A 23,676-nucleotide genomic window follows, 5' to 3' on the forward strand; every position below is an offset into this window, starting at 1 on the left:
CGCGCGGCAAGGATCCCTCATGTCCGCTCAAAGCGTAGCGCCGGTGGCGCACGACCGAAACCTCCACGTCCTTCCGCACGCAGCAACCAGCACCAGCGCTTTGGTGCTGGACGGCGACAGCCTGGACAAGATGATGCGCCTCGCCGAGGTCATGGCCACCGGCCGCGCCACGCTGCCGAAACACTTCAACGGCAACCCGGCGGATTGTCTGGCGGTCGTCATGCAGTCGATGCAGTGGAAGATGAATCCGTTCGCCGTGGCGCAGAAAACGCATTTGGTGAACGGCGTGCTGGGCTACGAAGCGCAACTGGTGAACGCGGTGATTACCACCTGCGCACCGGTGCTGGATCGCTTGCACTACGAGTGGTTCGGCGCGTGGGAAAAGGTGATCGGCCAGTTCACCATCAAGAACGGTGACAAAGGCGAGTATCGCGTCCCAGGCTGGAAGCTGGAGGATGAGAAAGGCCTGGGCGTGAAAGTCTGGGCGACATTCCGGGGCGAAGAGGAGCCTCGGGTGCTTGAGCTGCTGCTGGCCCAGGCTCGCACCCGCAACAGCACACTCTGGGCTGACGACCCTCGCCAGCAATTGGCGTACCTCGCCACCAAGCGCTGGTCGCGCCTCTACTGCCCGGACGTGATCCTCGGCGTGTACAGCCCGGATGAGCTGGAAGAAAGCGCACCAACTATTCGTGACGTTTCGCCGGCGCGTGGCGCGGCACCAGCTGAACTTCCGCCCTACCCCGACGAGAAGCTCGCAGAGAACTTGCCCAAATGGCAAGTCGCTGTCGACGCCGGGCGCTCCGCCCCTGATCACCTGATCGCAACTGTCAGCAGCAAATTCACCCTGAGCGAAGAGCAGATCGCCAAGATCAAAGCGCTTGCGCCGATTGAAGGAGACCACGAATGAAAATCCACAATGTCGCTCAAGGCTCCGAAGCCTGGCACGCGCTCCGCGCCAACTACTTCACTGCTTCAGAAGCGCCGGCAATGATGGGCGCCTCGAAGCAGATGAAGCGCACTGAACTGCTGCACGCGAAAAAGACCGGGCTCGATCGGGATGTGTCGTGGTGGGTGCAGAAAAACCTCTTCGATAAAGGACACGAAGCCGAGGCTCTCGCTCGGCCGATTCTTGAGGGGCGAATTGGCGAGGACCTGTTTCCCGTCGTCGGCACCGAGGGTGATCTGCTCGCATCCCTCGATGGCTGCACAATCCTAGGCGACGTACTGTTCGAACACAAAATGTGGAACGAGCAACTGGCCGCCGACGTTCTCGCCGGCTCGCTGGATCCGCACTATTACTGGCAGCTCGAACAGCAGCTGCTGGTCAGCGGCGCCGAGAAAGTAATTTTCGTCTGCTCCGACGGCACTGAAGAAAATTTCGTTTCGATGGAATACACGCCGGTGCGGGGCCGGGCCGCGACACTCGTCGCAGGCTGGAAACAGTTTCAAGCCGATCTAAAGGACTTCACTCCCGCCGAGGCGGTGCCGGTGGCTGTTGGTAAAACGCCGGAATCCTTGCCCGCTCTACGCATCGAGGTTACTGGGATGGTCACGGCGAGCAACCTTGAGCAGTTCAAGGCTCACTCGCTGGCCGTCTTCGGTTCGATCAACACTGTGCTGGAAACCGATCAGCACTTCGCTGACGCCGAAAAAACGATCAAGTGGTGTGGCGATGTCGAGGAGCGACTGGAAGCCGCCAAGCAGCACGCGCTAAGCCAAACCGAAAGCATTGACGCGCTGTTCCGCACCATTGACGAGATCAGTGCCGAGGCCCGCGCCAAGCGTCTAATGCTCGACAAACTGGTGAAGGCTCGCAAGCTCAGCATTCGTGAAGACATCGTCATGGATGCAGCCAAGGCACTTCAGGTCCACATCGACCAGATCAATGCTTCACTGGGCGGCAAAGCGCGCATGCCGGCGGTGCCTGCAGATTTCGCCGGAGCCATCAAAGGCAAAAAGACGATCAGCAGCCTGCGCGACTCTGCCGATTCCGAGCTGGCCCGGGCAAAGATTGCCGCCAGCCAGATCGGCGACAGCATCCGAAGCAACCTGGCCAGCCTGGACGAACTCGCAGCCGACTACATGTTCCTGTTCAACGACGTTCAGCAGCTGGTGATGAAAGCGAACGACGATCTGGTCGCGCTGATCAAGGTGCGGATCTCGGAACACCAGAAGGCGGAGGAGCAGAAAGCCGAAGCGCAGCGCGAGCAGATCCGCCAGCAGGAGCTGCAGCGAATTGCGGACGAGGCGAAAGCCAACACACCGGTTGAACCTGCACCAGTCACCAGCCCGGAACCGGTGAAAGCCGCCGCGCCGGTTCAGTCTGCATCGAAGCCAGCGACCACAACCGCGATGCCGGCGAACCTGCAAGCTGAGGTGTTCGATCTGGAGGCGCTGATCCATGCCGTCGCAGGCGGTCATGTTCCAATCTCGGTTCTGACCGTGGACTGGGAGAAGCTCGACGCAATGGTCGCGGCCCAAGGCGACAAGTTCAGCATGGCCGGCGTGAGGCTGGTGAAGGTCGCAGCGTGAAACGAACCATCAACCGGGCGGCCACGCGCCGCCGACAGACCTGGCTGGACTTGCCGGCCAGCGGAATTGAAGAGGTAGGCCATGGCCGAAGTACAGGAGCCAACGAAGGAAGCGATCAAGCAGCGCAAGAAGCGGGAGAAAAAGGCCGCAGAGGACGCCAAGCTTGGAATCGGTCGGTTCACAGTTGAGGTTGCCGGCGTATTCATGCCTGATCTGAAGCGCTTGATGAAAGAGCACGGCTTCAACAACCAACAGGAGCTGTATCAGAACCTTCTGCGCAATGTGATCGCAGCTGACTTCGAAACGGCGGCCCAGATGTTGCGCTGTGTCACGACACCTTTTGTTGTCGATGAAAAGGTGTCGCAGAAGTTTCGTAACGAAAGCCTTCGGATTTTGCAAGATGCCCAGGGCGAACCTGAAGATGAAATTGTCGAACCAGGAGCAGCCGCATGACGCCACAATTCGAAAGCCCAAACGGACTATGGGAGCGCCTCGGCTATACCGTCGAACGAGGACGCCGAGGGGCCCGCACCATTCGCCGGCCTGACGGGTCGGTGGTTGAGATCGATATCGAGCGCGGGCGCCATGCCGCAGAAATCGAGGCTGCTTGCCTGGAGCTGGCCCGCAAACAGAGTCAACTCCCATAGCTCAAAGCGACTGTGGTTCATCAGGTAGCTCGAATGCCAATCTCTACAGAGCCATTATCCGATCAACCAGCTCACGGCCCCTGGCAAAAGCGGAGTTTTCCGCCGTGTCAGCATCTGGATATTGCCCTTCGAGTGATTCGCGGGCGCCCTTCACCTCTGAGCCGGACTCGAAAATCGCCAATTTTGCCACGTAGTGATGGAGCTGGCATTCCGAATCAAGGCGATTCGTTTTAACTGGCCCGAACACCTCGATTCTGATCTCGTGATCTAGGTAATCCTCGTAGTTCGTGCGCAAGGTTGGCTCGATGGACATACATGCTCCTAATAAACCGGCGCGGCGCCGGCAATACAAAATAAGTGATTCGAGTGGTACACCCAGCCGGTTCGGCTAGTACCGCAACACGTCATAGCTTATGACTAGAGCTTCGTACGGAGATAGGCTTCCACCCTGGACAAATGCTGCTGGAACCGATCCCAAAACTCGTTGTTTTGGTCGCTTTCGTACAGGACGCCCCTGTTCTGTGTCCAGGCTATAGCATAGAGCTCCCTTGTTTCGGAGTCCTCCGCAGGGTTCATTGCTGATGAATATCGCCTCGCAACGTTCCACCACTCATCCTTCATTTTTATCAGCTCAGCCACAAGGCCTTCCAGCTCTGCTCCCCAAAGGGCCCGAGCTTCCAAAAGATGGGCGCGAACTGGCACCAGAGAGGCCTCAATGGATTTCAACCTAGTTCGATAGACAGAATAGGTAAAAGCAAAACGGTTGGATTCTCCCGTTTGGCTAGCTATTTTGGAAGCATCATCCTCGCTTAGCTCATCTGAACTTAACCCGATGTCTCTGGCGGCGTTCAGTGTCGTTTCATACGTATAAATTGCGACCAGCAGCTTGCGAGACAGCTCATGGTTCGTGGTGCCTCGCAACTGCCGCTTCCACGTTTTAAGTCCAAGCCATCCAAAAACAATCGCTGCTGCTACAGCGACGAGGCTGGCTATCGAACCTACAACTGCAGCGACATCCTTGGTTAGCCCCCATTGCACTTCCGTCAACGTCAAGCACAGATCCATACAGAGCCTCCCTTGAAACCCCTGATGCTCTCTCATACCACACCAATATGCCACCACCGGTCACGGAGGGCGGCGCCCGAACACGGGCCGGAAGGCCGCGAAACAAATACGTGATACCGGAAAACGTATCGCGGAAACTGAAACTCGCCCACGATCGCGAGGCGCTTCGCTTAGGCTTAGATGAGTGATGTCGCCTTCATCTTGGAGCCTCCCTCGCGCGACAAAACCTCAGCAAGCCCGTGTCATTAATCACAATGGGCGAAATATTTCCTGAAAACTTTGGTATCCAAATCGCTCTTAACTCAACCTGCCTGATGAATTCAGGCTCTTTGATCAGTGCAGGATGAATTCCCCAGTTTCTACCATTCCAGTCCTCGTGGCGCTTCATGTATTGGACTTGGGAAAGAGTGAGAAACTGTACTGGAACGATGGAGTTCAGGGTTTCAGTTAAGCGCTGGTAAAAACCTGCCAGGTCAGAAATTTCAACGCAGGAATCAGCACCACCAAACTGCCTCAATACGTCGAATGAATACTTCACTGAAGTGCAATGGACAAAGCAGTCAGGGTGATCGAACCCTTGAGAGACGCAAATGTTTCTAAGAGTAACGTTTGTTGCCCCACCTAAATCGATTGCCCTGAACTTCTTTAACGCATCCAAATGAATGCTTCCAACATCTTTGCCTGTCGAGTGAGCGATGTAATGTGAGACAAGCTTTTTCCCCTCATTGACGTCTGCAATTCCCTGCTTGTGCTCAGTTTTTCGGAAGTCGTGGAGAGTACCGATTCTGACGCTTCCGAGAGCGAGCAAAGCATCGTTGTATTTCTGGCCTGAATACCTAAACGCAGACGGCATGTAACTCTCCTTCCGGCTCCATGCCGGGCCGAACACAAATACCCCACTTCTACGAATCACGCCAGCCGGCGCGCTAAAGCCTATCTTCCTCCGGTATGCAGAGGTAGCTGCGCTCATCCATACGACGCTTGATGTACCTTATGGTAAGAACCGCCTCCTCGGCTAAAAGGTTCGGCGACAGTGGGTTGCTTCCCACAGCAGAAAGCCGCCATCGTGGCAGTGAGCGATTTAGCAGTCGCAATGTTGCAGGAAAATACTCCGGAAAATTCCGCATTTCATAGACGATTGCCATCTGCCGATCAATGTATTGAGCCTCGCCATCTTCACCAATGTTCAAATCCTGAATCATCTTGTGATACGTGGTGAATCTCCTCGCTGCCTCTTCTGATTTTTTTATCGAAATGTAGTGATAGAGCGCGAGCCCTCCGGTGATCAGTGACACGAAGATCGCGATCGTGCCGTTGTATTCCTTAATCCAATCCCAAACTGTCATCAATCAGCTCCTTCAACGATGGTTGAAATATACCGGCGAGGATCCCCTATGTCCGCACAACAGATCGACGAAAAGAAACTCGAGCGCGCGATCCGCAAGATCAAGCACTGCCTGGCACTGGCCCAGAGCGCCAACGAGAACGAAGCCGCCACGGCTTTGCGGCAGGCGCAGGCACTGATGCGCGAGTACCGCTTGACCGAAATGGATGTGAAGTTGAGCGATGTCGGCGAAGTCGAGTCGGACCTGCACCGCGCCAAGCGCAGGCCGGCATGGGATCAGCAACTGAGCATCGCCGTAGCGAATGCATTCAACTGCACGACCCTGCGCCGCAGGAAGTGGAGCCCTGCAAAAGGCCAAGTGATCGAGTGCGCGACATTCGTCGGCGTTTCTCCTGCTCAGAACATCGCCTTGTATGCGTATGAGTCTTTGCACAGAAAGCTCACCCAGGCGCGCAAGGAATACTGCTCAGCGGTCAGGTCTGGGATTCGACGCAGTGAATACTCAGCAGAAACCGCCGGCGATCACTTTGCACTGGCTTGGGTCTGGGAGGTTCAATCGAAGCTGAAAGCGCTCGTGCCCCAAGGTGATGATGATCCGGCCGGACAGTCCAGCACTGGGCAAGGGCTCGTTGCGATTCAAGCGCAAGACAAGGCTTTGATCAGCGAATTCCTCGCCACACAAGACATCAGAGAGTCACGGAAAAGAAAGGGCGTCGAGCTGGATATGAACGCCCAAATTGCCGGGAAGCTCGCCGGCAGCAAAGTAGAGCTGCACGCCGGCATCGCGCGCGGCGGCGACGAGATTCTCGGCCTATCCGCAAGCGTCTGACGGGCGACGCAGTACCACCGTTGGCCGCCCAGCGAATCACCGAAGCCAAATTTAAAGCCGCGTGATTTCACTACCGCGGCCAAGGTCCCAAATGATCAAATTTAATATTGAAATACTTACACTGAGCTTCTAATATACTAATATGAATATCTTTAATTATTAAGCAAAATACATGCTTAAAATACGCTGAATCGCCAATCAAGTCCCCAACTGAAATCTCTCCCTTTTCTCTTTCATGATCATTGCGCGCCTGATAAAAACGCATTGACTGAATTTGCGCCATAACTTTTCTATCAGAAAAAGAACAGTGCATATGAACATGAGCAAACTCATTTCGAAGCTTTCTGATTACCATAAGATCGTGAAACGTATCCTCACTTATTAACGCGAACCCGCGAGCGATCTGAGCCCTTGCAGAAAACGATCCCAACGCTCCGTTACCATCTAGTATTTTCACCGAATATCTATTCGATAGCCCATTCTTTTTCATTACTAATGAAAGGTAGCGAGCGAGTAGATTATCGAGTATTGCGGCCGCAACTATGACACTGCCCCGATCTGACTCTTCTAACAATGGATCTATTTTTGTCAGCTCAACTGGATTTTCCATACTTTTCACACCAAAAAAAATACTAAAGCACTAATATTAGATCACATTGTTTAAGAAGGCATCTCCATACCCAATCAAAATAAACCGGTCGAGCCGCTGCGGGTTGAGCGCTCGACTGTGACCAAGCTGGTGATCACCGGCGCGCGGAACCTCGACCCCATCACCGTGTTCCTCGAAGACTTGACTCGGTGCAAAGGCAAGATCACCGTCAGTTGCTGGGGTAAGAGCTGGACGGCCTACTGGGGAGGCATGTGGGACGGGCTGAGCTTCGGCCAGTTCTTCTGTGAGCTGAACACCAGTTACATCATCGGCTACTTCGATCAAGCGATGAGGTCGCGTCAGTTCAGTGGCACGCCTTGGCAAACAAGGCACATACCGCACTGCTAAAAGATCGCCGACATGGGCATCTCGATCAGGAAGAAGCACGCGAGCTGTTCGACGAGGCTGAAGATATCCGGGAGGCGACGTCCATTGACTACCTGGCCGGCGCACTTTACCCGCTGATGAGAAAGCTCTTTGGCGATGAATGGTGGCACTCGGCGGATGACGCCACCGAGCCAAATCCCGATTACGAACACCTCGAGCGAATCATCCTCGCGGTACAGCAGGCGCTGCACCAAGAAGAGTCGCGGCAGGTGTCGAGCTGAACTTCCCAGCCTTTCACACCATCACGAGCAATTTGCGCGCACTGCCCACATCGTAATCAACCCCGCAGAATTAAGCCCAGACGGCGGCAACTGGAGCGACTTCATGCGCCTCGACATCGTCGCCTTGATGGACTGCAACGAAAGCGATCTACAATCTCGCAGATATTACACTCTTTATCTGACCCCCCAGATAGTAGACGGGTCAACGACGCTAAATATTGTCATGTCATTGTCAACTACAAGCATCTTTCCACCGCCAGCTGAAACCAGAATAAATTTTTTTTCGCCCTCTACCTTATAAACGTAGCTCGTGACCTTAGAATCTTTGTTGCGCAAGAGCTGAGCAGACGAATCTCCATTAATCAACGGAATAACCACTACAATGCAGATAAGAAAGCTACTACCAGACAGCAGCCCAAGAAGTCTGTAATACGGAGTGCCACCACTTTGATCATGAACGGCAACAGATATATTTATCGCACAAACCAATGTAATCAAGGCAAAAGCCCACGTAGTGCCAAGATACGACATGGCTTCCTGCCGACCGAAACCCATAATAAGTACAAGCCCAATTACCACCACTAACGTTCCTAAAGTAAAACTAGCAATCCTTAAACACAACTGAGACAACCAACTCAGATTGGCGATAAGCAGCACTAAAACCATACCAAAAAACAAAAAAGCAGCATACCAAATACCACCAACTACAAACTCGGTGGCACCGTAAAACCCTAAGAACCAACTAGCCCCTAATGAGTTCAGATAGCCCTTTAGGGAAAAGTATCCAGCACAAAAAGAAACGCCAACCAGAACGACAGAACAAGCGGCTACCTTGCCAAGATTCTCCAAGAAAATTGACCATTCATTATTCCCTGCCATACAAAACTCCAAAAAGTGGTTTTTGGCATTATCCACCATCCAATTCAAACGATGAAGCTCTCTAGAAGCTGTCGACTCCAGCTCGTTAACTAGTAAAAGCTGGCGCCCTGATGCTTGCCGAGTTCAAGCGCATCGACCGTATCATACTCACCATCACCCCGCAGTATCTCCCTCCCCCTTCAAAGTCAGCCGCTATAGCGGCAAGGACGAAGTCATGCCTGCACAAAAGCCAATAATCATGTACGACGCCCCGGAAGCGGCCAGCCTCAAAACGGTAACCGGTTGGGTTTCCGCTGACGGTCGTTTTTTCGGCGCCGACGAAAACCTTGCCCGCTACTGCGGCGCTACTCATCGCCGCTGCGACGTGAATCCTGAACACCCGATCTATGAAGTGAGCAGTTCCTGCAATGAATGCCGCCACGCCCGGCTCCAAGCAAAATTTGCGGCTATGCCGATCAAGGACTGGGCCGGCGAGCCGCTGGTTATCTTTGATGGTGACCGGTACTTTTTCGATGAAGACGATCTGCGCGACTACCTTGTCGACAGCGATATCGACATGGCCGACCTGCAGCTCTGCATCTGTGAGCCGAACTATCCGAGTGAAATCGACCCGGCGGACCATTTCTGCGACGACCTGCCGGAGGACGGCGAGATCAACGATGACCAGCTGCTCGCAGCGTTCGATCTGCTGAACGAGATGATCCGCCAGTCACAGCCGCTATCGTGGTCGGAGGGTGAGTTCGCCGCACGGCTGCCGCAATCGCTCATCGATGAGGTTATCGCAGCGAGGGCCGCGCCATGATCTTCGCCCCGCTCTACATGGCCTACCTGATCTACAGGCGGCCGTGGCGATGAACGAACAAACCAGCAAAGAATTTTATTCTGTCGATCAAGCCGCTCAGCATGCCGCCGACTGGTGCAAGCGCAATCCGGCATGGCGCCGGATCTGTGATATTCCAGATTCCGACGCCCTTTATAAAACCTACGATGAGATCTCGAAGCGCGAGCGCGCCTACTGGGACAAAAACGGCGGCGAAGAATGCTGGCGAGAATTCGGGTCAGCAAAATGCAAGGTGCCTACCGGGTTCATCTCTGGAAAGGGTGAGTTCTACGACCACGTGCTCAAGGCGCCATTGCATCACAACTTGATGATGGTATTTCGCGTGGGCAGGCGCTGGAAGCCATGAACCGCTTGGTCAGCGTCCGCACCGAGGAACTGACCGGCCCGGCGCTGGACTGGGCAATCAACGCGATCGAGGGTGATCAGCAGCCCGTCGCCGGTCAGCTGGATCTCTTCGCCTTGCCCGACGCCGAGCAACTGATCACGAAGTACGGCGTCTGGGTCGATGTTGGCCACCGGCAACCGTGGCTGGCCGACGCGAAAAACGAGCCGTTCAACCGCCAGCCCGGCGAAACCCGAACCATCGCAGTGTTCCGCGCCGTGGTCTTCGCCAAGCGCGGCGCCATGGTCAAAGTCCCCGCCGAACTGATCCAGCAGTAACCCCTCCCCCAACTCAACAGCGTGCCGGTTTACGGCGGGCGAGGAATTCGTATGCCTAACTCAAGTGTGAATATGGCCACATCATGCGGGTCGGCACCGATGAATGGATCGACCAGCTTTCGCTGGATCAGCTCCGCTATGCCCGGCAGAAGATGGCCGACAAGATCGACAAGGCAGAGCACGGCCCGCGCCGGACGGTCTGGCTGGTCGTTGACGGCATCACGATAGATGGCTTCTACCGCGAGGAGGCGTTCGCCGATGCCGCCGAACACCTGCTGCGGATCTACAACGACGTGTTCGTGAGAGAGGCAAAGGATTTCGGCGGTGGAGTTGGTTCAGTCCACGAATTCAAGCAATCCATCCCGCACATCGAGCCGCGGCGAGTAACTCAGTTCGAGTACGAGACCGAGTGGTTCCCCACCAAAACCGAATAACCACCTTCTGCCGCCACGCGCGGCAATGGATAGCTCATGAACATTCAATTTTTATCGCACGAGGAGGTTTGCGAGCTGACCGGCGCGCGAACAAAGGCTGGACAGATCTTGAACCTGAAGAAAAATGGAATCCGCCACTCAATCAAGCGCAGCGGGTGGCCAGCGGTGACCGCTTTGGCAGTTACCGCCGTGGGATCGCACGAACCTGAAAAACCTGTATGGACGCCAAGAAAGGCCAGTTGAAATGGGAAGAAGACCGACGAAGCCGGGGTCAATCGCCCGGCTGCGGGAACGCAAAAAGGCAAGTGGCCGGATCTATTATTACTACGAGCTGGGTGGAAAAGACCGCAAGGAAATTGCGCTGGGCAGCGATTACGGCTTGGCGATTATGGAATACGCCAAGCTGGAACGTGATCGAACCGCAGTTGAGCTGGTCGCCAAGGTCGTCACGTTTCGCTACGTGGCGGAGAAGTACATGATCGAGGTAGTGCCGACCAAGGCGGAAAGCACCCAGAAAGACAACGTGCGTGAGCTGAAGAACCTGATGGCCTTCTTCGATGATCCGCCGGCGCCGCTTGAAACCATCGAACCCCTTCATGTCCGCCAGTATTTGACGTGGCGAAAATCCGCACCTGTTCGCGCAAATCGGGAGAAGGCTCTGCTAAGCGCCATTTGGAACTACGCCCGTGACAAAGGCTACACGTCGCTGGCCAACCCGTGCTCCGGCATCAAAGGCAACAAAGAAACCGGCCGGGACACCTACGTCGAGGATGAACTATTCAAGCGGGTGCACGACAAGGCTGACGCTGGACTGCGCGATGCCATGGACTTGGCCTATTTGACCGGGCAGCGAGTGACGGACACGCGGCTCATGGATGAACGAGACGTGCGCGACGGCCAAATCTGGGTGCTCCAGGGGAAAACGAAGGCCAAACGACGGATTGAGGTAACCGGTGAGCTGAAAGTTTTGATTGATCGAATCATGGCCCGGAAGTCCGGACACAAAGTCCGCTCGACGCGGCTGATCGTGGCAGAAGACGGCACTCCGATGACGGAGGCAATGTTGCGCAGGAGATTTGATGTGGCCAGGGAGACAGCGGGCGTTGAAAAGGCCGAGTTTCAAATGCGTGATTTACGCGCCAAGGCTGGCACTGATAAGGCTGAATCGAGCGGCGACATCATGCAAGCGAAGGATCAACTTGGGCATACCACCGTAGTAATGACCGAACAGTACATCCGCAATCGAAAGGGCAAAAAGGTCATGCCTACCAAGTGAATTGCGGACCAAGTCCAAAATTGCGGACCGGAAACAAACAAGGGTTTGCCTCAGCTTTCGCCCGCAAACCCTTGATTTTAGATGGTGCCCGAAGCCGGAATCGAACCGGCACGCCCTTACGAGCGGGGGATTTTAAGTCCCATGCGTCTACCAGTTTCGCCATTCGGGCGGTAGCGCTGTTGTAGTGCTCAAATCAGTCGACCAGAGAATCTGTCTGTGTTGAGCCTTTGAAGCAGAGCGGGAAATATATACATCACGTCCCGGTGAAGCAAGGTCACAGTGGCTGATTTCAAGACTAAATCTTGCAGCGCACTGAAAATAAAAAAGCTCCGTAAATCATGGATCTACGGAGCTTGTTTATAGTGGAGGCCGAGGTCGGAATCGAACCGGCGTAGGCGGATTTGCGATCCACGCTACAAAGCTAAGTAGATCAATAGGTTAGCACGCATTTTGTTGCGCAAGCTACTGATTTCTGAAGCCTTCTAGGGTGCGTCCCATCCAAAGGGAAATATCGTTGCGGAAATCTTTTCACGCCCCACCAATCGCGAGACAGGTAAACTCCTGGCTCGGTTGATAGCTATCTACCTGGTAGCTTGAACCCATTTTCAACCCTGTTTCCTGATGACCCAGCGGCGCAATGCGGACTCGACAACTGGACGACTCGACAACCCCGAGCGAACGGCAGGCTTCGACGTGGCTATAGCCCTGATCAAGCACGAGGCCTGCGGCCTCGCGTTGAATTCAGCAAAAGGAACGACGTTGCTTGGTCATCAGACACCTCCAAATGGCGAGCATTCTCGCCTAAATGGGTGTCCGGTTTCATTAGAGCACTGCACAGTACGTGCGATTTACTGGCGATCAGGGTGGGAGGCAAGAGAGAAGAGGCCACAGATCTGTGGCCCCATATTCAAATGTCTAAAGCCGGGTTTCCAGGATTGGCAATCACCAGGCGTCCCACATGGTAATCATTGCCATTGCTGTCATTTTCATGACTGATCACCTCCAGATTTGTCGGCCCCGCTCCCGCGGTGAAGTTCCCTGTTATTGTCACCCACTCATCTGTAGTTATCAGCTCTACCACGCCACTGATGTCTTTACCGTCAACGCTCAATGAGAGCTTTGGTGTACTAAACTTCCCGATCACCCGCTTGGCGCGGATCAGAAACGAATACTCTTGCCCTGGTTCCAATCCAACCAGAGTTTTCTTCAGGATAGTGCCGGCATGCGCTTTGTTCGCAGCTGTTTTAAAATAAAGACCTTTAGTTTTTTGCTTCGCGTAATCGACAAGTTGACAGTCATGTCCGACGGGCCCGGCTTCCCAGTGGTTCCAGTTGCCATCAGTAAACATCGTTTTATCGACGAATTCAGATACCTGGGGCTGCTCTTCCACCCCGGAGTTACTATTCCCAGGTTGCTCAGCACTGTTATTCCCAGTGTCTTTTTTCGCATCATGTTCATGACAACGACAAGCGTGTTTTTCTCCTTTGCTGCTCGGGGCGCAGGACTCAACCAGACCTTTCAGTACGTCGGCCAACGTATTAACCGCTTTGACAATCTCGGGGAGTTGCTCGCAGAGATTACTATTTCCTGAAGCGGTATTATCTGGCTTATCGACAGGATCTTTACCTTCCAACTTATCGGCCTCTTCTTTCTTCTCTTCGACACTTTCCTGATGGGGTACCTTGCTGGCGCAGATAGCGTTTTTCAGTACTTGGGAGAAATCAGCAATGCCTTTGGTGTAAATATAATGTTCACCGCCGGTGCGTAATGCGAGACGCTTGTACTCCTTAACCATGGCCTCTTCATCAGCAGGTGGAGGGTAAGGCAGAGTATGGTGCGGAGTTCCCAGATAGGAGTGAACCTTAACAGTATGGGCCAGTGCGGTGTCGATGGCATCATCACAAGCTTTAATGCGCTCTGCATTCAGTACCATCTCTCCGCCGTACAAGCTTTCATCTCCCAATACGAAGAGATTTCTTTCCGCTCCTTTGCGCCAGTCGAAATATTTGATGATGTCTTCGGCAGCCGGCGCTACATCCTCCTGTGCTGGATTACCGACGGCACTGGCTTTTCGGCCTTTGATCTTACCGTCGTCGACCCCAAGCGTCCCGGTAAGATAGCTACGTGCGCTCTTATCAAATTTTGAATTGCCAAAAGTACCCTCAATACCAAGAAACTCAACACGTAAATCCGAAGGACAAGCTTTACTTGCCTCCTCGATTGCCGCATTGAGCCTTGCACTGAGCGCGGATGCTTCATCCTTCATTGAGTTACTAGAGTCAATTAAAAAGACTAGGTCGACCTTTTTCGTATTATCAGTGGTGGTCACTTGCACGCTCCTTGAAAAATTAAAATTTCCTTCCTCTTCCGGGCTATCGCTCAGCTGCATCACTATGAACCCGAACGCGCAAATTAGATTAGGCCAGCGACGTAGTTGCACAACCCTTTAATTGAAATTGTTAGATAACGTCAGGTTCAAGGGCTCGCTTGTAGCAGCAACGTATTTCATTCTGAAATCGTTTCTTGACAGCCACCTGACGTTAACTCAGCAGCACCACGAAAAAACCTAAAGCCCCAATAAAACCACGTAGCCAGTACGATAGGTTGCGGAACACCCTCAAGAATTGCGGAACACCCCACTTTTTCGCAGGCAATAAAAAACCCCGTAGATCATTGATCTACGGGGCTGTTTATAGTGGAGGCCGAGGTCGGAATCGAACCGGCGTAGGTGGATTTGCAATCCACTGCATAACCATTTTGCTACTCGGCCTCAAACGATCGCTGTTTAGTAGCACAACAACAACCGCGTACAAACTGGAGCGGGAAACGAGACTCGAACTCGCGACCCCGACCTTGGCAAGGTCGTGCTCTACCAACTGAGCTATTCCCGCTTGGTGTGGCGCATTCTATAGATTTCAGATGCCCCGTCAACCCTTTGATTCAAAAAAGTTTTATTTCTTTTCAACGTCGGTTTTCAGATGCGGCCAGGCGGCACGCAGGTATTGAACCATCGACCACAATGTCAGGCCTGCCGAGATCATCAGCAAGGAGTAACCCAGCAAGACCCAGAAGCTGAAGTCGCGGGGATTGGCCAGCAGGATCACCAGCGCCAGCATCTGCGCTGCGGTTTTCCACTTGCCGAGATTGGACACTGCTACATGAGCGCGGGCACCCAGTTCGGCCATCCATTCACGCAAGGCCGACACGACAATCTCGCGGCCGATGATGACGGCTGCGGGAAGTGTCAGCCACAAGTTGCCGTGTTCCTGCACCAGTAATACCAGGGCGACCGCCACCATCAGCTTGTCGGCAACCGGATCGAGGAATGCGCCAAACGGCGTACTTTGTTCCAGGCGGCGGGCCAGATAGCCATCCAGCCAGTCAGTTGCCGCCGCAAAGGCGAATACCGAGGCGGAGGCCATGTAGCTCCACTGGTAAGGCAGGTAAAACAACAAAATGAAGATCGGGATGAGCAGGACGCGGAGAACGGTAATCAGATTAGGGATATTCATCGGCACAACTGGCTACGAGGTGAGTTGGCATTCTACTCGCTATGCAGGTTTGCATAAATCGACTCTGCGAGCTTTTTACTGATCCCCGGTGCTTTGGCGATCTCTTCGATGCTTGCACGAGACAGCTCCTGCAATCCACCAAAATGTTTCAACAAGTCCCGACGCCGGGTCGGCCCGACACCCGCAACGCCTTCCAGCGTCGAGGTGCGGCGGGTCTTGCCGCGCCGCGCACGGTGGCCGGTAATTGCGAAGCGGTGAGCTTCGTCACGTATCTGCTGAATCAGGTGCAGTGCCGGTGAGTCACCGCGCAGGGTGAACTCATGGGCGGCATCATTAAGATACAAAGTTTCGAAGCCGGCCTTGCGTGTTGCGCCCTTGGCCACACCCAGCAGGATAAGATCCGGCACCGCCAATTCATTGAGCACGTCACGGGCCATCGACAACTGACCTTTGCCGCCGTCGACCAGCAGAATGTCCGGCAGCTTGCCCTCCCCGTCCTTCAGTTTGCTGAAGCGCCGAGTCAACGCCTGGTGCATGGCCGCATAGTCATCGCCCGCCGTAACACCTTCAATGTTGTAGCGACGATAGTCGGACTTGATTGCGCCTTCCGGGCCGAACACGACACAGGAAGCGACGGTGGCCTCACCACTGGAATGACTGATGTCATAGCACTCAAGACGCTGTGGCGGCTCATCCAGATTCAGCACTTCAGCCAGCGCATCGAAGCGCGCTGCCGTGTGTTGACGGTTGGCCAGGCGTGCGCCCAGCGCTTGCTCGGCATTGGTGACCGCCAACTGCTGCCAGCGCGCCCGTGTGCCACGCACCCGAAGGCTGATGGTCAGTTCACGACCGCGCAACTCGTGGATGGCTTCGATCAGGGCTGTGGCGTCTTCCGGTACCACATTGACGATCAACTCGCTGGGCAGGTCGCGCTCCGGGCTGCTGATGTAGTACTGACCGAGAAACGCCGCCATGACTTCGGCAACTTCCTCCTCGATACCAACCTGCGGAAAGAAGTTCTTGCTGCCCAATACACGACCGCCACGCACGCTGATCAGATGGACACAAGCGCCGCCCGGGTTGACGAAGGCTGCAATGACATCAATGTCGCCCGTGCCGCCTTCCATGCTTTGCTGATCCTGGACCCGGCGCAGCAAGGCAATCTGGTCACGCAACTCGGCGGCGCGCTCGAATTCCAGATTGATCGCCGCCTCTTCCATCGCGGTTGACAGCTCATTGGTCAGAGCGTGACTGCGCCCCTCGAGAAACATCACCGAATGGCGTACATCCTCGGCGTAGACCTCAGGCTCGACCAGGCCGACACAAGGCGCCTTGCAACGCTTGATCTGATATTGAAGACACGGGCGCGTGCGATTTTTGTAATAGCTGTCTTCGCACTGACGGACGAAAAAGGTCTTTTGCAAGAGGCTGAGGCTTTCGCGAATCGCCCCGGCGCTCGGGTACGGGCCGAAATACTTGCCCTTGGCCTTCTTCGCGCCACGGTGGATGCTCAGACGAGGGAATTGGCCGTCAGACAGAAAGACATAGGGATAGGACTTATCGTCGCGCAACAGAATGTTGTACGGCGGCCGCCACTCCTTGATCAGCGTCTGTTCAAGCAGCAACGCCTCGGTTTCGTTGGCGGTAATGGTCGTTTCGACCTGCGCGATACGCCCGACCAGCGCAGCGGTTTTCGGCGCCAGCCCGGTCTTGCGAAAATAGCTGGCAAGGCGTTTCTTGAGGTTCTTGGCCTTGCCGACGTACAGCAGGCGCGCATCGCTGTCGAACATGCGATAGACGCCGGGACGCCCACTGACTGTCGCCAGAAAGGCGCCGGAATCGAATGCTTCAGTCATGATCAGGCGCTGGCATCAACCATGCCGTGGCGTACTGCCAACAGCGTCAGCTCTACGTCGCTGCTGATCGACAGTTTTTCGAAGATTCGGTAGCGGTAAGTGTTCACCGTTTTCGGCGACAGACAAAGTTTGTCGGAGATGATCTGCACTTTCTGGCAGCCGACAATCATCAAGGCTATCTGGATTTCCCGTTCAGACAAGGCATCGAAAGGTGAATCGTTGGTTGGCTGGAACGATTTGATCGCCAGTTGCTGGGCAATCTGCGGGCTGATGTAACGTTGCCCGGCAAATACCAGGCGGATCGCCTGAACCATTTCCGGCAATCCAGCGCCCTTGGTCAGGTAGCCGGCGGCGCCTGCCTGCAACAGACGTGTAGGAAACGGATCCTCCTCACACACCGTGACAGCGACAACCTTGATATCCGGATGACTGCGCAACAGTTTGCGCGTGGCCTCGAGACCACCGATACCGGGCATCTTGACGTCCATCAGGACCACATCGGGTTTCAACTCACGAGCCTTGATCAGGGATTCTTCCCCGGACTCGGCCTGTCCAACCACCTGCAAGCCATCGATATCGGCCAGCATACGTGTAATGCCTGTACGAACGAGATCATGGTCATCGACCACTAGCACCCTAATCAAGCAGACACCTCGCGATATGGTCTTATTGGGATGCCGGACACCTTAGCAAAAAGTGCCGGACAGACCTAGCGGCAAGCGTCATTTAAAAAGTTTCAATTCATCATCGAGGGCTTGCCGGCCGTGGGTTTCAGAGCACAGGTGTACCGAAATCGAGCTGCATCCTCAGGAAACACTCGTCCTCGCCACACACCTTGAAGCCTTTTCTCTTATACAGACTTTGCGCCGGATTATTTTTGAATACTGTCAAACGCAGTGCCTGGAGTTTTTCGCCACAAGCCAGGGCGACAACCTGATCAATCGCCCAGGATCCCGCACCCTGCCTGCGAGAGGCCTCGGCTATTTGCAGCTCGCGTATGTACAAGGCTCGGCGATCGCGACTGAGACTGAAAAATCCCACAGGAATTTCACCAAGTAGGATCAGCCAGTTGTCCCGGCCATCCCAGGCAACGTCGAATGCTTCGTCCTGCCACAGCAGATCATGGGCAATGTAATAGCGCAGCATGTTCTGACACGTCAGCTCTCGGGCAAATACCCGATCAGACGGTTCGGCGCGACGCAAACGGTAAGTCATTGCCCCACCACCACGGGTACTACCCGTCCCTGCCATTCGCCGGCATCACGTCGCGCGACGACCAACAGTTCACCAGGGCCTGGCGCGGCGGCGACCAGCGTGCCATTTTCAGACCAGACTGCACTGCGCCCCGCCGATTGCCATCCACCCGTGAGCCCGGCGTGATTGGCCATCAGCACCGCCATTGAGTGGTTTTGGGCATAGCCCTGCAGTATTGCGCTATCTACGCCATAACCTTTCTCGCCAATCAGCACGCCTGCTGCGTACAGGTCGGCGCCAACCTCGGCGGCCGCTGCCGCGTGACTGGCGTGGGAAAAATCAGCACAGACCGCCAGCGCGACGGTATCGCTGGCTATCCGCAAGGTAGAACCACCAGCCCCAGGGGCATAAAAGAGTTCTTCGCCACTGTGCAAATGTTGTTTGCTGTAAACCTTGAGAGAACCGTCCCCGGCTAACGTCAGCGCGCCGATCAATACCTGCGCACTGTCCTCGTGGCGAATCGGCATGCCGACGACAGCGGTGAGGCCCAGCTCGCGAGCGCAATCGCGCAAGGGTTGCAGCACCGTGTCCTGCGGATCGATTGCCAGGTCGGCGGCCATCTGGCCTTCGTAGCCTGTCAGCGACAGCTCCGGGAACACCAGCAACTCGACGCCCTGCTCAGCCGCCACGGCCATGAAGCGCAAATGACGGGCGATGTTCGCCGCCAGATCACCGGCAACGGAAAACGATTGGGCTGCAGCAATGGTGAACGTCGACATTATTCATCCTTGGGCTTGCGCAAAATCTCAGTGTGTCACAACGTCCGAGGCACCAGAACGATAGGTAACGCCTTGAATGATCGATAGCAATTTCTGATTGCTCAGGCGTACGGGCCTCTAGTAAGCTCGGCGCATTCATCGGAGACAAACCATGTTCAACGCCCTCTCACAGCTTCGTTCCGCCAGCGCCCCGCGCTCGGTTGCGGCTGCCCGGGCGAATGACGTGTGCGCTCCAGCAAGCTTTTATTTTGGGTATTGGTTTAGCCACTGGCGCGCCTGATACCCACACGGCGCCCATGAAAACGGGTCGCCTACCAGAGAATTCTCAACCCCCGGTCGGCCTCCCGACCGGGGGTTTTGTTTTTTCAGGCCCGAATTTTTTCAGCAACACACCAGACACTTTGAGGAATCACCACATGAACTACGCCACTTATTACCGTTACGACACTTTTACCGCCTGGCGATTTAGCAGCCTCCGCTCGGGACAGCCTGCCGCCTCCGATCGGTCACCCACAGGTGGCAAGCACTCACACGCAGCCAATACGGCCAATTGTCGAACACCCCAGTAGGGCCGAGTGAGCGGGAAGCACCCGCCGCCAGCCCAGGAATCCCGAATATGAACTCGTCTGTTTCTGCTCTGCCACTGACCACCCTGAACTCTGCCAACGAAGCACTGACCCTGCGTCTGCCCAGCTCGTTACAGCTCAAACAGCAATTGCCCCTGAGCAATGCCCTCGCCCAGCAAGTCGCAGCCCACCGCCAGGCGGTCCGCGCGATTCTCGATGGCGAAGACCATCGTCTGCTGGTCGTTGTCGGCCCTTGCTCGATTCATGACCCGCGCTCCGCACTCGAATACGCCGAAAAACTTTCCCGCCTGGCCCATGAAGTCAGCGACGAGATGTTGCTGGTGATGCGCGCCTACATCGAAAAACCACGCACCACCGTCGGCTGGAAAGGCCTGGCGTACGATCCGCACCTCGATGGCAGCGATGACATGGCCGCCGGCCTGACCCTGTCGCGTGAATTGATGCTTGAGATGATCCGCCTGGGACTGCCCATCGCCACCGAGCTGCTGCAACCAATGGCCGCCGGCTACTTCGACGACCTGCTCAGTTGGGTTGCCATCGGTGCACGCACCACCGAGTCGCAGATCCATCGGGAAATGGCCAGCGGCCTGAGCATGCCCGTTGGCTTCAAGAACGGCACCGACGGTGGCGTAACCGTGGCTGTCGATGCCATGCGTTCGGCAGCCCACCCGCATCGACACTTCGGCGTCGACAGCCAAGGGCACCCGGCAATCATTCAGACACCCGGCAACCCCGATACGCACCTGGTACTGCGCGGTGGTCATCAAGGCCCGAACTACGATCGCGAAAGCGTCGCCCGGGTACATGCCGACCTGAACCGCCTGAAGATACCGAGCCGTATCATGGTCGACTGCAGCCACGCGAACAGTGGCAAGGATCCACTGCGCCAGCCTGACGTGTTCAACGAGGTGCTCGAACAACGCCTGCAAGGTGATCGCGCCTTGATCGGCATGATGATCGAATCCCATCTGTTCGAGGGCTGTCAGCCTTTGAGCCCTGCCCTGCGCTATGGCGTATCGGTCACCGATGGTTGCCTGGGGTTCAGTGCGACGGAGCAGTTGTTGTCGAACGCGGCCAAACGGCTTAAAACCTGACGGTCAGAACCGCCTTTGCGGGTCGAATCAAAAACCCGCAAAGGTCGAACCATCGCTCAATCCAGGGTTACGCCCGCACCCGAATGCGGGTAATACCGGAAGCCTGACTGGCATCATCCAGTCGCTCCACCAAATACGATACCTGCACTACGGTTTCCCGATGCTCGCGCCAGAAGCGGTACGGCACGATGAATACCAGAGGTTGCCCGGCGTTTTCCCGAGTGATGTCCCGGTCGTCGCGATGACTGAAGTACTCGCCATCGCATTTCAGGTACACCAACTCTCCTTCCTCGGCCTGGGCATCGCCAATCACCACGGTAACCCCGTCCACGGTGTCTCCGGCCTCCAGCTCACCGTCTTGTGCTTCCAGCACCTGGGGTGCCGCAAGATCTCCTCGAATCAACGGTGCGATCAGAACTCGCGAGTTCACGGAGTTCCTCACCTGGGCCGCTGCTGATTCAACCCGGTAACTGACGCTCACCTCTTGTGTGGAATGAGCCGAGATGCAATCGGCGGTTATCCAGAAAGACAGCGCCTGGCCAACGGCAAACGGTTCTACGATCAGAGAATCATTGAACACCGGCATCCCCTCGGCGCCCTGCCAGGACAGGCTGATGCGGTCACCGGCGGCCATCCGGGCATAGGGCCGTACGATGACACTTGTCCCCTGCGGAACACGGGATGGGTCGAGCGTTCCACCGACTGTTTCTTCAATGATTGGTGCAAGCAGCCCAGGCTCGGGATCGCCCACATCCAGCTGCAGGCGACGGGATGACACCGGTTGGGACAGTGCAACGCTGTGCAGCGTCCAGTAAACCTCCAGTGAGCCACGCTCCAGCGCCGCAACGTGCTGACCTTTTATGACAAAGACGATTTCCGCGCCCACCTGACCTTCGCTTACCGAGCGAGTGGCTTCATGACTATAAGCCAGTCCTTCATCGTCGAGCCCTTGCCAGCTCAGCACCAGTTTGTCGCCGCAGAGCATGTTCGGATAAGGCGCAATCCTGACGAAGGCGTTGCTCAGAGAAGGATCAAGCATCCCGCCCTCCAACACTTCGATCACCGGGGCAGACAGGTACAAGGCTGGCGATGACGCCGGTGCAGGTATCGGCCGATAGCTGAATTCGAGATTTTCACCGTCCACCTTCAGGCTCAGATGACCAGCCCCCTCGGTGGCAACCGACAAGGGGAAGGCATTTTCTGCCGGCATTGCACAAGACTCGCTAGTGACTTCGTAGATAGACATTCGCAGCTCCACTCCTTGGATAGAACGCCACCATCAAGGCAGCGTCGAACGAACTCCATTGAACATCATCCAGCGAATGGGCGAAGTCAGCCCGAAGCCCCGCACCCCCGAGGTAAACACGCCGCACGACGTAGGCAGACGGTAACGAATCGGTCCATACGCGGCAAAAGATTGCCAAATGTTCCGACTAGCCCCTCAAGCAGAAACGAAAATTCGCACCATTTTTAGTCCAGATTCCCCTCCACTCCGAGGATTTTTCAGACATCGCCAACCCGCAGGCCTGTTTTACAGTGGCACGCACCAACCACTGACCAGCATCAGCAAAAGAGGCAGGAACATGCAACGGAATGCGACAACTCGCTACCCCATCCTTTTGGTCCATGGCCTGTTCGGGTTTGACCGTATCGGCCGTTTCGAGCTTTTTCATGATGTCAAGCAAGCGCTGAGAGAGGCTGGCGGACAAGTGTTTGTGCCGCAGCTGTCTGCGACCCATGACAACGAAGTACGCGGCCAGCAATTGATGTCGCAGATCGAACGTGTTCTGCAAGGAACAGGCGCCGGCAAGGTCAACCTGATCGGACATAGCCAGGGCGCGTTGGCCTGTCGTTACGCCGCTGCGCTGGCGCCGGAAAAAATCGCTTCGGTCACCTCGGTCAGCGGCCCCAACCACGGCTCGGAACTCGCTGATGCATTGCGCCGCGCATTGATTCCGGGGAGCCTGCCGGAGCAGGTGGCGGAACAACTGGCAAGCCGATTCGCGGACCTCCTGTCGCTGCTCAGCGGTCAACAAGCCCTGCCACAGCAAGCCGTGGCGGCACTCAACGCTCTGACGACCACAGGTGTCGGCCAATTCAACAGAAAGTACCCGCAAGGCCTGCCCGCGACATGGGGCGGCCAAGGTGCGGAGCAGGTCAACGGCGTTCACTACTATTCCTGGAGCGGTACGCTGCAAGACGATTTGTTACAGACAATGGATCCGGTACATGCCGTCTGCCGGGCACTGGCGGGCCATTTTGTCATCGAGGCCGGACAGAACGATGGTTTCGTCGGCCGCTACAGCTCGCATCTGGGCCGGGTCATCCGCTCCGACTACCCCCTCAATCATCTCGCCAGCCTGCGTCGTCCAGACGGTTTGCGCAAACCCGGTCTTGATTCCATCGGACTCTATGTCGAGCACGCGATGCGCCTGAAGGCAGCGCAACTGTAGATGTACGTCAATGTACCGAGTGGAACTTTGCCGAGAAATCGCTTACTGAATCCGGTAGGCTCCACACTTTACTGAAATAGATTGGAGATTTTCCCCATGGCTAAAGCCACTGCCCGCCACATCCTGGTTTCCAGCGAAGACAAGTGCAACGAACTCAAGGCCCAGATCGAAGGCGGTGCTGATTTCGCCGAAGTCGCCAAGGCCAACTCCACCTGCCCGTCCAGCCGTCAGGGCGGCGACCTGGGTTCGTTCGGTCCTGGCCAGATGGTCAAGGAATTCGACACCGTGGTCTTCAGCGCGCCGATCAACGTCGTGCAAGGCCCGGTGAAGACCCAGTTCGGTTATCACCTGCTCGAAGTCACCAGCCGCCAGGACTGATCCCGCGTCCGGTCTGCTGTGCAACGGCCCGCCTTTTGGTGGGCCGTTGTGTTTTGGT

Annotated in this window: 28 protein-coding genes, 3 tRNA genes and 1 pseudogene; 15 read left to right on the top strand and 17 right to left on the bottom strand. The window is 55.7% G+C overall.

From position 1 onward, the window contains the following. Positions 1-19: 19 nt before the first annotated feature. The 3 genes from recT to PMI25_RS17615 all read left to right on the top strand — a co-directional run bounded on the left by recT (position 20) and on the right by PMI25_RS17615 (position 2,985). A complete protein-coding gene (recT, locus tag PMI25_RS17605; RefSeq protein WP_007965050.1) occupies positions 20-907 on the top strand; it encodes a recombinase RecT in 888 nt (295 codons plus the stop codon). Next, positions 904-2,532: a YqaJ viral recombinase family protein gene (locus tag PMI25_RS17610; protein WP_007965051.1), complete on the top strand. Its 1,629-nt coding sequence runs from the start codon at positions 904-906 to the stop codon at positions 2,530-2,532. The genes recT and PMI25_RS17610 overlap by 4 nt, the downstream gene beginning before the upstream one ends. Positions 2,533-2,613: 81 nt before the next feature. Further along, positions 2,614-2,985, top strand: coding sequence for a hypothetical protein (locus PMI25_RS17615; protein ID WP_007965052.1), 372 nt, complete (start codon positions 2,614-2,616; stop codon positions 2,983-2,985). A 237-nt stretch (positions 2,986-3,222) separates the two neighbouring features. Here the strand turns inward: PMI25_RS17615 and PMI25_RS17625 are convergent, their stop codons facing one another. From PMI25_RS17625 to PMI25_RS17640, 4 genes are all read right to left on the bottom strand, one after another. Further along, a complete protein-coding gene (locus PMI25_RS17625) occupies positions 3,223-3,492 on the bottom strand; it encodes a hypothetical protein (protein ID WP_007965054.1) in 270 nt (89 codons plus the stop codon). 104 nt (positions 3,493-3,596) lie between these two features. Next, entirely contained in the window at positions 3,597-4,244 is a 648-nt protein-coding gene (locus PMI25_RS17630; RefSeq protein WP_007965056.1) for a hypothetical protein, read from the bottom strand. Between the two features lie 196 nt (positions 4,245-4,440). Continuing rightward, positions 4,441-5,097, bottom strand: coding sequence for a hypothetical protein (locus tag PMI25_RS17635; protein WP_007965058.1), 657 nt, complete (start codon positions 5,095-5,097; stop codon positions 4,441-4,443). Between the two features lie 73 nt (positions 5,098-5,170). Beyond that, a complete protein-coding gene (locus PMI25_RS17640) occupies positions 5,171-5,590 on the bottom strand; it encodes a hypothetical protein (RefSeq protein ID WP_007965060.1) in 420 nt (139 codons plus the stop codon). Positions 5,591-5,638: 48 nt separating this feature from the next. On the opposite strand from PMI25_RS17640, the gene PMI25_RS17645 reads away from it, so the two are divergent. Next, positions 5,639-6,418 carry a DUF2786 domain-containing protein gene (locus PMI25_RS17645; RefSeq protein ID WP_007965063.1) on the top strand — a complete coding sequence of 260 codons (780 nt, stop codon included), beginning with the start codon at positions 5,639-5,641 and terminating at the stop codon, positions 6,416-6,418. 70 nt (positions 6,419-6,488) lie between these two features. Here PMI25_RS17645 and PMI25_RS28185 read toward each other — a convergent pair whose 3' ends face one another. Beyond that, complete coding sequence (locus PMI25_RS28185; RefSeq protein ID WP_007965064.1) at positions 6,489-7,028, bottom strand: MltR family transcriptional regulator; 540 nt, start codon at positions 7,026-7,028, stop codon at positions 6,489-6,491. A gap of 117 nt (positions 7,029-7,145) precedes the next feature. Here PMI25_RS28185 and PMI25_RS29680 point away from each other — a divergent pair, with 117 nt between their 5' ends. Both PMI25_RS29680 and PMI25_RS29685 read left to right on the top strand, forming a co-directional pair. After that, positions 7,146-7,415 (top strand): hypothetical protein, encoded by a 270-nt coding sequence (locus tag PMI25_RS29680; protein WP_007965067.1) that lies wholly within the window; start codon positions 7,146-7,148, stop codon positions 7,413-7,415. Continuing rightward, on the top strand, positions 7,385-7,675 hold the full coding sequence (locus tag PMI25_RS29685) for a hypothetical protein (protein WP_238547086.1): 291 nt from the start codon (positions 7,385-7,387) through the stop codon (positions 7,673-7,675). Before PMI25_RS29680 ends, PMI25_RS29685 begins: the two co-directional genes overlap by 31 nt. A gap of 174 nt (positions 7,676-7,849) precedes the next feature. Here the strand turns inward: PMI25_RS29685 and PMI25_RS29395 are convergent, their stop codons facing one another. After that, entirely contained in the window at positions 7,850-8,602 is a 753-nt protein-coding gene (locus PMI25_RS29395) for a hypothetical protein (RefSeq protein ID WP_160165322.1), read from the bottom strand. 166 nt (positions 8,603-8,768) lie between these two features. Here PMI25_RS29395 and PMI25_RS17660 point away from each other — a divergent pair, with 166 nt between their 5' ends. The 6 genes from PMI25_RS17660 to PMI25_RS17685 all read left to right on the top strand — a co-directional run bounded on the left by PMI25_RS17660 (position 8,769) and on the right by PMI25_RS17685 (position 11,765). After that, positions 8,769-9,356, top strand: a complete 588-nt coding sequence (locus PMI25_RS17660) for a hypothetical protein (protein ID WP_007965071.1) — start codon at positions 8,769-8,771, stop codon at positions 9,354-9,356. Positions 9,357-9,405: 49 nt separating this feature from the next. Continuing rightward, a complete protein-coding gene (locus PMI25_RS17665) occupies positions 9,406-9,741 on the top strand; it encodes a hypothetical protein (RefSeq protein WP_007965073.1) in 336 nt (111 codons plus the stop codon). After that, entirely contained in the window at positions 9,738-10,055 is a 318-nt protein-coding gene (locus tag PMI25_RS17670; protein ID WP_007965074.1) for a hypothetical protein, read from the top strand. Before PMI25_RS17665 ends, PMI25_RS17670 begins: the two co-directional genes overlap by 4 nt. A gap of 83 nt (positions 10,056-10,138) precedes the next feature. Next, a complete protein-coding gene (locus PMI25_RS17675; RefSeq protein ID WP_007965077.1) occupies positions 10,139-10,489 on the top strand; it encodes a hypothetical protein in 351 nt (116 codons plus the stop codon). Positions 10,490-10,525: 36 nt separating this feature from the next. Continuing rightward, positions 10,526-10,732 (top strand): DUF4224 domain-containing protein, encoded by a 207-nt coding sequence (locus tag PMI25_RS17680; RefSeq protein WP_045122094.1) that lies wholly within the window; start codon positions 10,526-10,528, stop codon positions 10,730-10,732. 1 nt (position 10,733) lies between these two features. Beyond that, the gene (locus PMI25_RS17685; RefSeq protein ID WP_007965079.1) at positions 10,734-11,765 is read left to right on the top strand and encodes a tyrosine-type recombinase/integrase; all 1,032 of its coding nucleotides are present in this window, start codon (positions 10,734-10,736) and stop codon (positions 11,763-11,765) included. 82 nt (positions 11,766-11,847) lie between these two features. Here PMI25_RS17685 and PMI25_RS17690 read toward each other — a convergent pair. From PMI25_RS17690 to PMI25_RS17730, 10 genes and pseudogenes are all read right to left on the bottom strand, one after another. After that, positions 11,848-11,934 (bottom strand) — tRNA-Leu (locus PMI25_RS17690). A gap of 481 nt (positions 11,935-12,415) precedes the next feature. Then, positions 12,416-12,536 (bottom strand): annotated as a pseudogene (locus tag PMI25_RS29940) (transposase); the annotation flags it as partial. A 136-nt stretch (positions 12,537-12,672) separates the two neighbouring features. Then, a complete protein-coding gene (locus PMI25_RS17695) occupies positions 12,673-14,094 on the bottom strand; it encodes a carbohydrate binding domain-containing protein (RefSeq protein WP_007965081.1) in 1,422 nt (473 codons plus the stop codon). Between the two features lie 367 nt (positions 14,095-14,461). Then, a tRNA-Cys gene (locus PMI25_RS17700) sits at positions 14,462-14,535 on the bottom strand. Positions 14,536-14,580: 45 nt separating this feature from the next. After that, positions 14,581-14,656: transfer RNA gene (locus tag PMI25_RS17705), tRNA-Gly, on the bottom strand. 60 nt (positions 14,657-14,716) lie between these two features. Continuing rightward, on the bottom strand, positions 14,717-15,277 hold the full coding sequence (pgsA, locus tag PMI25_RS17710) for a CDP-diacylglycerol--glycerol-3-phosphate 3-phosphatidyltransferase (RefSeq protein WP_007965084.1): 561 nt from the start codon (positions 15,275-15,277) through the stop codon (positions 14,717-14,719). Positions 15,278-15,309: 32 nt separating this feature from the next. Continuing rightward, positions 15,310-17,133, bottom strand: coding sequence for an excinuclease ABC subunit UvrC (gene uvrC, locus PMI25_RS17715; protein WP_007965086.1), 1,824 nt, complete (start codon positions 17,131-17,133; stop codon positions 15,310-15,312). 2 nt (positions 17,134-17,135) lie between these two features. Further along, a complete protein-coding gene (gene gacA / locus PMI25_RS17720; RefSeq protein WP_024012761.1) occupies positions 17,136-17,777 on the bottom strand; it encodes a response regulator transcription factor GacA in 642 nt (213 codons plus the stop codon). A 127-nt stretch (positions 17,778-17,904) separates the two neighbouring features. Further along, entirely contained in the window at positions 17,905-18,348 is a 444-nt protein-coding gene (locus tag PMI25_RS17725) for a GNAT family N-acetyltransferase (protein WP_007965089.1), read from the bottom strand. Continuing rightward, positions 18,345-19,106, bottom strand: a complete 762-nt coding sequence (locus tag PMI25_RS17730) for a carbon-nitrogen hydrolase family protein (protein WP_007965090.1) — start codon at positions 19,104-19,106, stop codon at positions 18,345-18,347. Before PMI25_RS17730 ends, PMI25_RS17725 begins: the two co-directional genes overlap by 4 nt. A gap of 616 nt (positions 19,107-19,722) precedes the next feature. Here PMI25_RS17730 and PMI25_RS17735 point away from each other — a divergent pair. Further along, positions 19,723-20,787 carry a 3-deoxy-7-phosphoheptulonate synthase gene (locus PMI25_RS17735; RefSeq protein ID WP_007965092.1) on the top strand — a complete coding sequence of 355 codons (1,065 nt, stop codon included), beginning with the start codon at positions 19,723-19,725 and terminating at the stop codon, positions 20,785-20,787. A gap of 67 nt (positions 20,788-20,854) precedes the next feature. Here the strand turns inward: PMI25_RS17735 and PMI25_RS17740 are convergent, their stop codons facing one another. Next, the gene (locus PMI25_RS17740; RefSeq protein ID WP_150113644.1) at positions 20,855-22,033 is read right to left on the bottom strand and encodes a hypothetical protein; all 1,179 of its coding nucleotides are present in this window, start codon (positions 22,031-22,033) and stop codon (positions 20,855-20,857) included. A 337-nt stretch (positions 22,034-22,370) separates the two neighbouring features. On the opposite strand from PMI25_RS17740, the gene PMI25_RS17745 reads away from it, so the two are divergent. Both PMI25_RS17745 and PMI25_RS17750 read left to right on the top strand, forming a co-directional pair. Next, on the top strand, positions 22,371-23,240 hold the full coding sequence (locus tag PMI25_RS17745; RefSeq protein ID WP_007965094.1) for a lipase family alpha/beta hydrolase: 870 nt from the start codon (positions 22,371-22,373) through the stop codon (positions 23,238-23,240). Positions 23,241-23,336: 96 nt separating this feature from the next. Further along, on the top strand, positions 23,337-23,618 hold the full coding sequence (locus PMI25_RS17750) for a peptidylprolyl isomerase (protein WP_007912303.1): 282 nt from the start codon (positions 23,337-23,339) through the stop codon (positions 23,616-23,618). Positions 23,619-23,676 lie beyond the last annotated feature (58 nt).

Source organism: Pseudomonas sp. GM30 (genome assembly GCF_000282275.2).
Classification (GTDB): domain Bacteria; phylum Pseudomonadota; class Gammaproteobacteria; order Pseudomonadales; family Pseudomonadaceae; genus Aquipseudomonas.

What these genes read in the sequence shown, in the direction of transcription:
- recT (WP_007965050.1), top strand. Translation starts at nt 20, where the DNA reads ATGTCCGCTCAAAGCGTAGCGCCGGTGGCGCACGACCGAAACCTCCAC.
- PMI25_RS17610 (WP_007965051.1), top strand. Translation starts at nt 904, where the DNA reads ATGAAAATCCACAATGTCGCTCAAGGCTCCGAAGCCTGGCACGCGCTC.
- PMI25_RS17615 (WP_007965052.1), top strand. Translation starts at nt 2,614, where the DNA reads ATGGCCGAAGTACAGGAGCCAACGAAGGAAGCGATCAAGCAGCGCAAG.
- PMI25_RS17625 (WP_007965054.1), bottom strand. Translation starts at nt 3,492, where the DNA reads ATGTCCATCGAGCCAACCTTGCGCACGAACTACGAGGATTACCTAGAT.
- PMI25_RS17630 (WP_007965056.1), bottom strand. Translation starts at nt 4,244, where the DNA reads ATGGATCTGTGCTTGACGTTGACGGAAGTGCAATGGGGGCTAACCAAG.
- PMI25_RS17635 (WP_007965058.1), bottom strand. Translation starts at nt 5,097, where the DNA reads ATGCCGTCTGCGTTTAGGTATTCAGGCCAGAAATACAACGATGCTTTG.
- PMI25_RS17640 (WP_007965060.1), bottom strand. Translation starts at nt 5,590, where the DNA reads ATGACAGTTTGGGATTGGATTAAGGAATACAACGGCACGATCGCGATC.
- PMI25_RS17645 (WP_007965063.1), top strand. Translation starts at nt 5,639, where the DNA reads ATGTCCGCACAACAGATCGACGAAAAGAAACTCGAGCGCGCGATCCGC.
- PMI25_RS28185 (WP_007965064.1), bottom strand. Translation starts at nt 7,028, where the DNA reads ATGGAAAATCCAGTTGAGCTGACAAAAATAGATCCATTGTTAGAAGAG.
- PMI25_RS17660 (WP_007965071.1), top strand. Translation starts at nt 8,769, where the DNA reads ATGCCTGCACAAAAGCCAATAATCATGTACGACGCCCCGGAAGCGGCC.
- PMI25_RS17665 (WP_007965073.1), top strand. Translation starts at nt 9,406, where the DNA reads ATGAACGAACAAACCAGCAAAGAATTTTATTCTGTCGATCAAGCCGCT.
- PMI25_RS17670 (WP_007965074.1), top strand. Translation starts at nt 9,738, where the DNA reads ATGAACCGCTTGGTCAGCGTCCGCACCGAGGAACTGACCGGCCCGGCG.
- PMI25_RS17675 (WP_007965077.1), top strand. Translation starts at nt 10,139, where the DNA reads ATGCGGGTCGGCACCGATGAATGGATCGACCAGCTTTCGCTGGATCAG.
- PMI25_RS17680 (WP_045122094.1), top strand. Translation starts at nt 10,526, where the DNA reads ATGAACATTCAATTTTTATCGCACGAGGAGGTTTGCGAGCTGACCGGC.
- PMI25_RS17685 (WP_007965079.1), top strand. Translation starts at nt 10,734, where the DNA reads ATGGGAAGAAGACCGACGAAGCCGGGGTCAATCGCCCGGCTGCGGGAA.
- pgsA (WP_007965084.1), bottom strand. Translation starts at nt 15,277, where the DNA reads ATGAATATCCCTAATCTGATTACCGTTCTCCGCGTCCTGCTCATCCCG.
- uvrC (WP_007965086.1), bottom strand. Translation starts at nt 17,133, where the DNA reads ATGACTGAAGCATTCGATTCCGGCGCCTTTCTGGCGACAGTCAGTGGG.
- PMI25_RS17725 (WP_007965089.1), bottom strand. Translation starts at nt 18,348, where the DNA reads ATGACTTACCGTTTGCGTCGCGCCGAACCGTCTGATCGGGTATTTGCC.
- PMI25_RS17730 (WP_007965090.1), bottom strand. Translation starts at nt 19,106, where the DNA reads ATGTCGACGTTCACCATTGCTGCAGCCCAATCGTTTTCCGTTGCCGGT.
- PMI25_RS17735 (WP_007965092.1), top strand. Translation starts at nt 19,723, where the DNA reads ATGAACTCGTCTGTTTCTGCTCTGCCACTGACCACCCTGAACTCTGCC.
- PMI25_RS17740 (WP_150113644.1), bottom strand. Translation starts at nt 22,033, where the DNA reads ATGTCTATCTACGAAGTCACTAGCGAGTCTTGTGCAATGCCGGCAGAA.
- PMI25_RS17745 (WP_007965094.1), top strand. Translation starts at nt 22,371, where the DNA reads ATGCAACGGAATGCGACAACTCGCTACCCCATCCTTTTGGTCCATGGC.
- PMI25_RS17750 (WP_007912303.1), top strand. Translation starts at nt 23,337, where the DNA reads ATGGCTAAAGCCACTGCCCGCCACATCCTGGTTTCCAGCGAAGACAAG.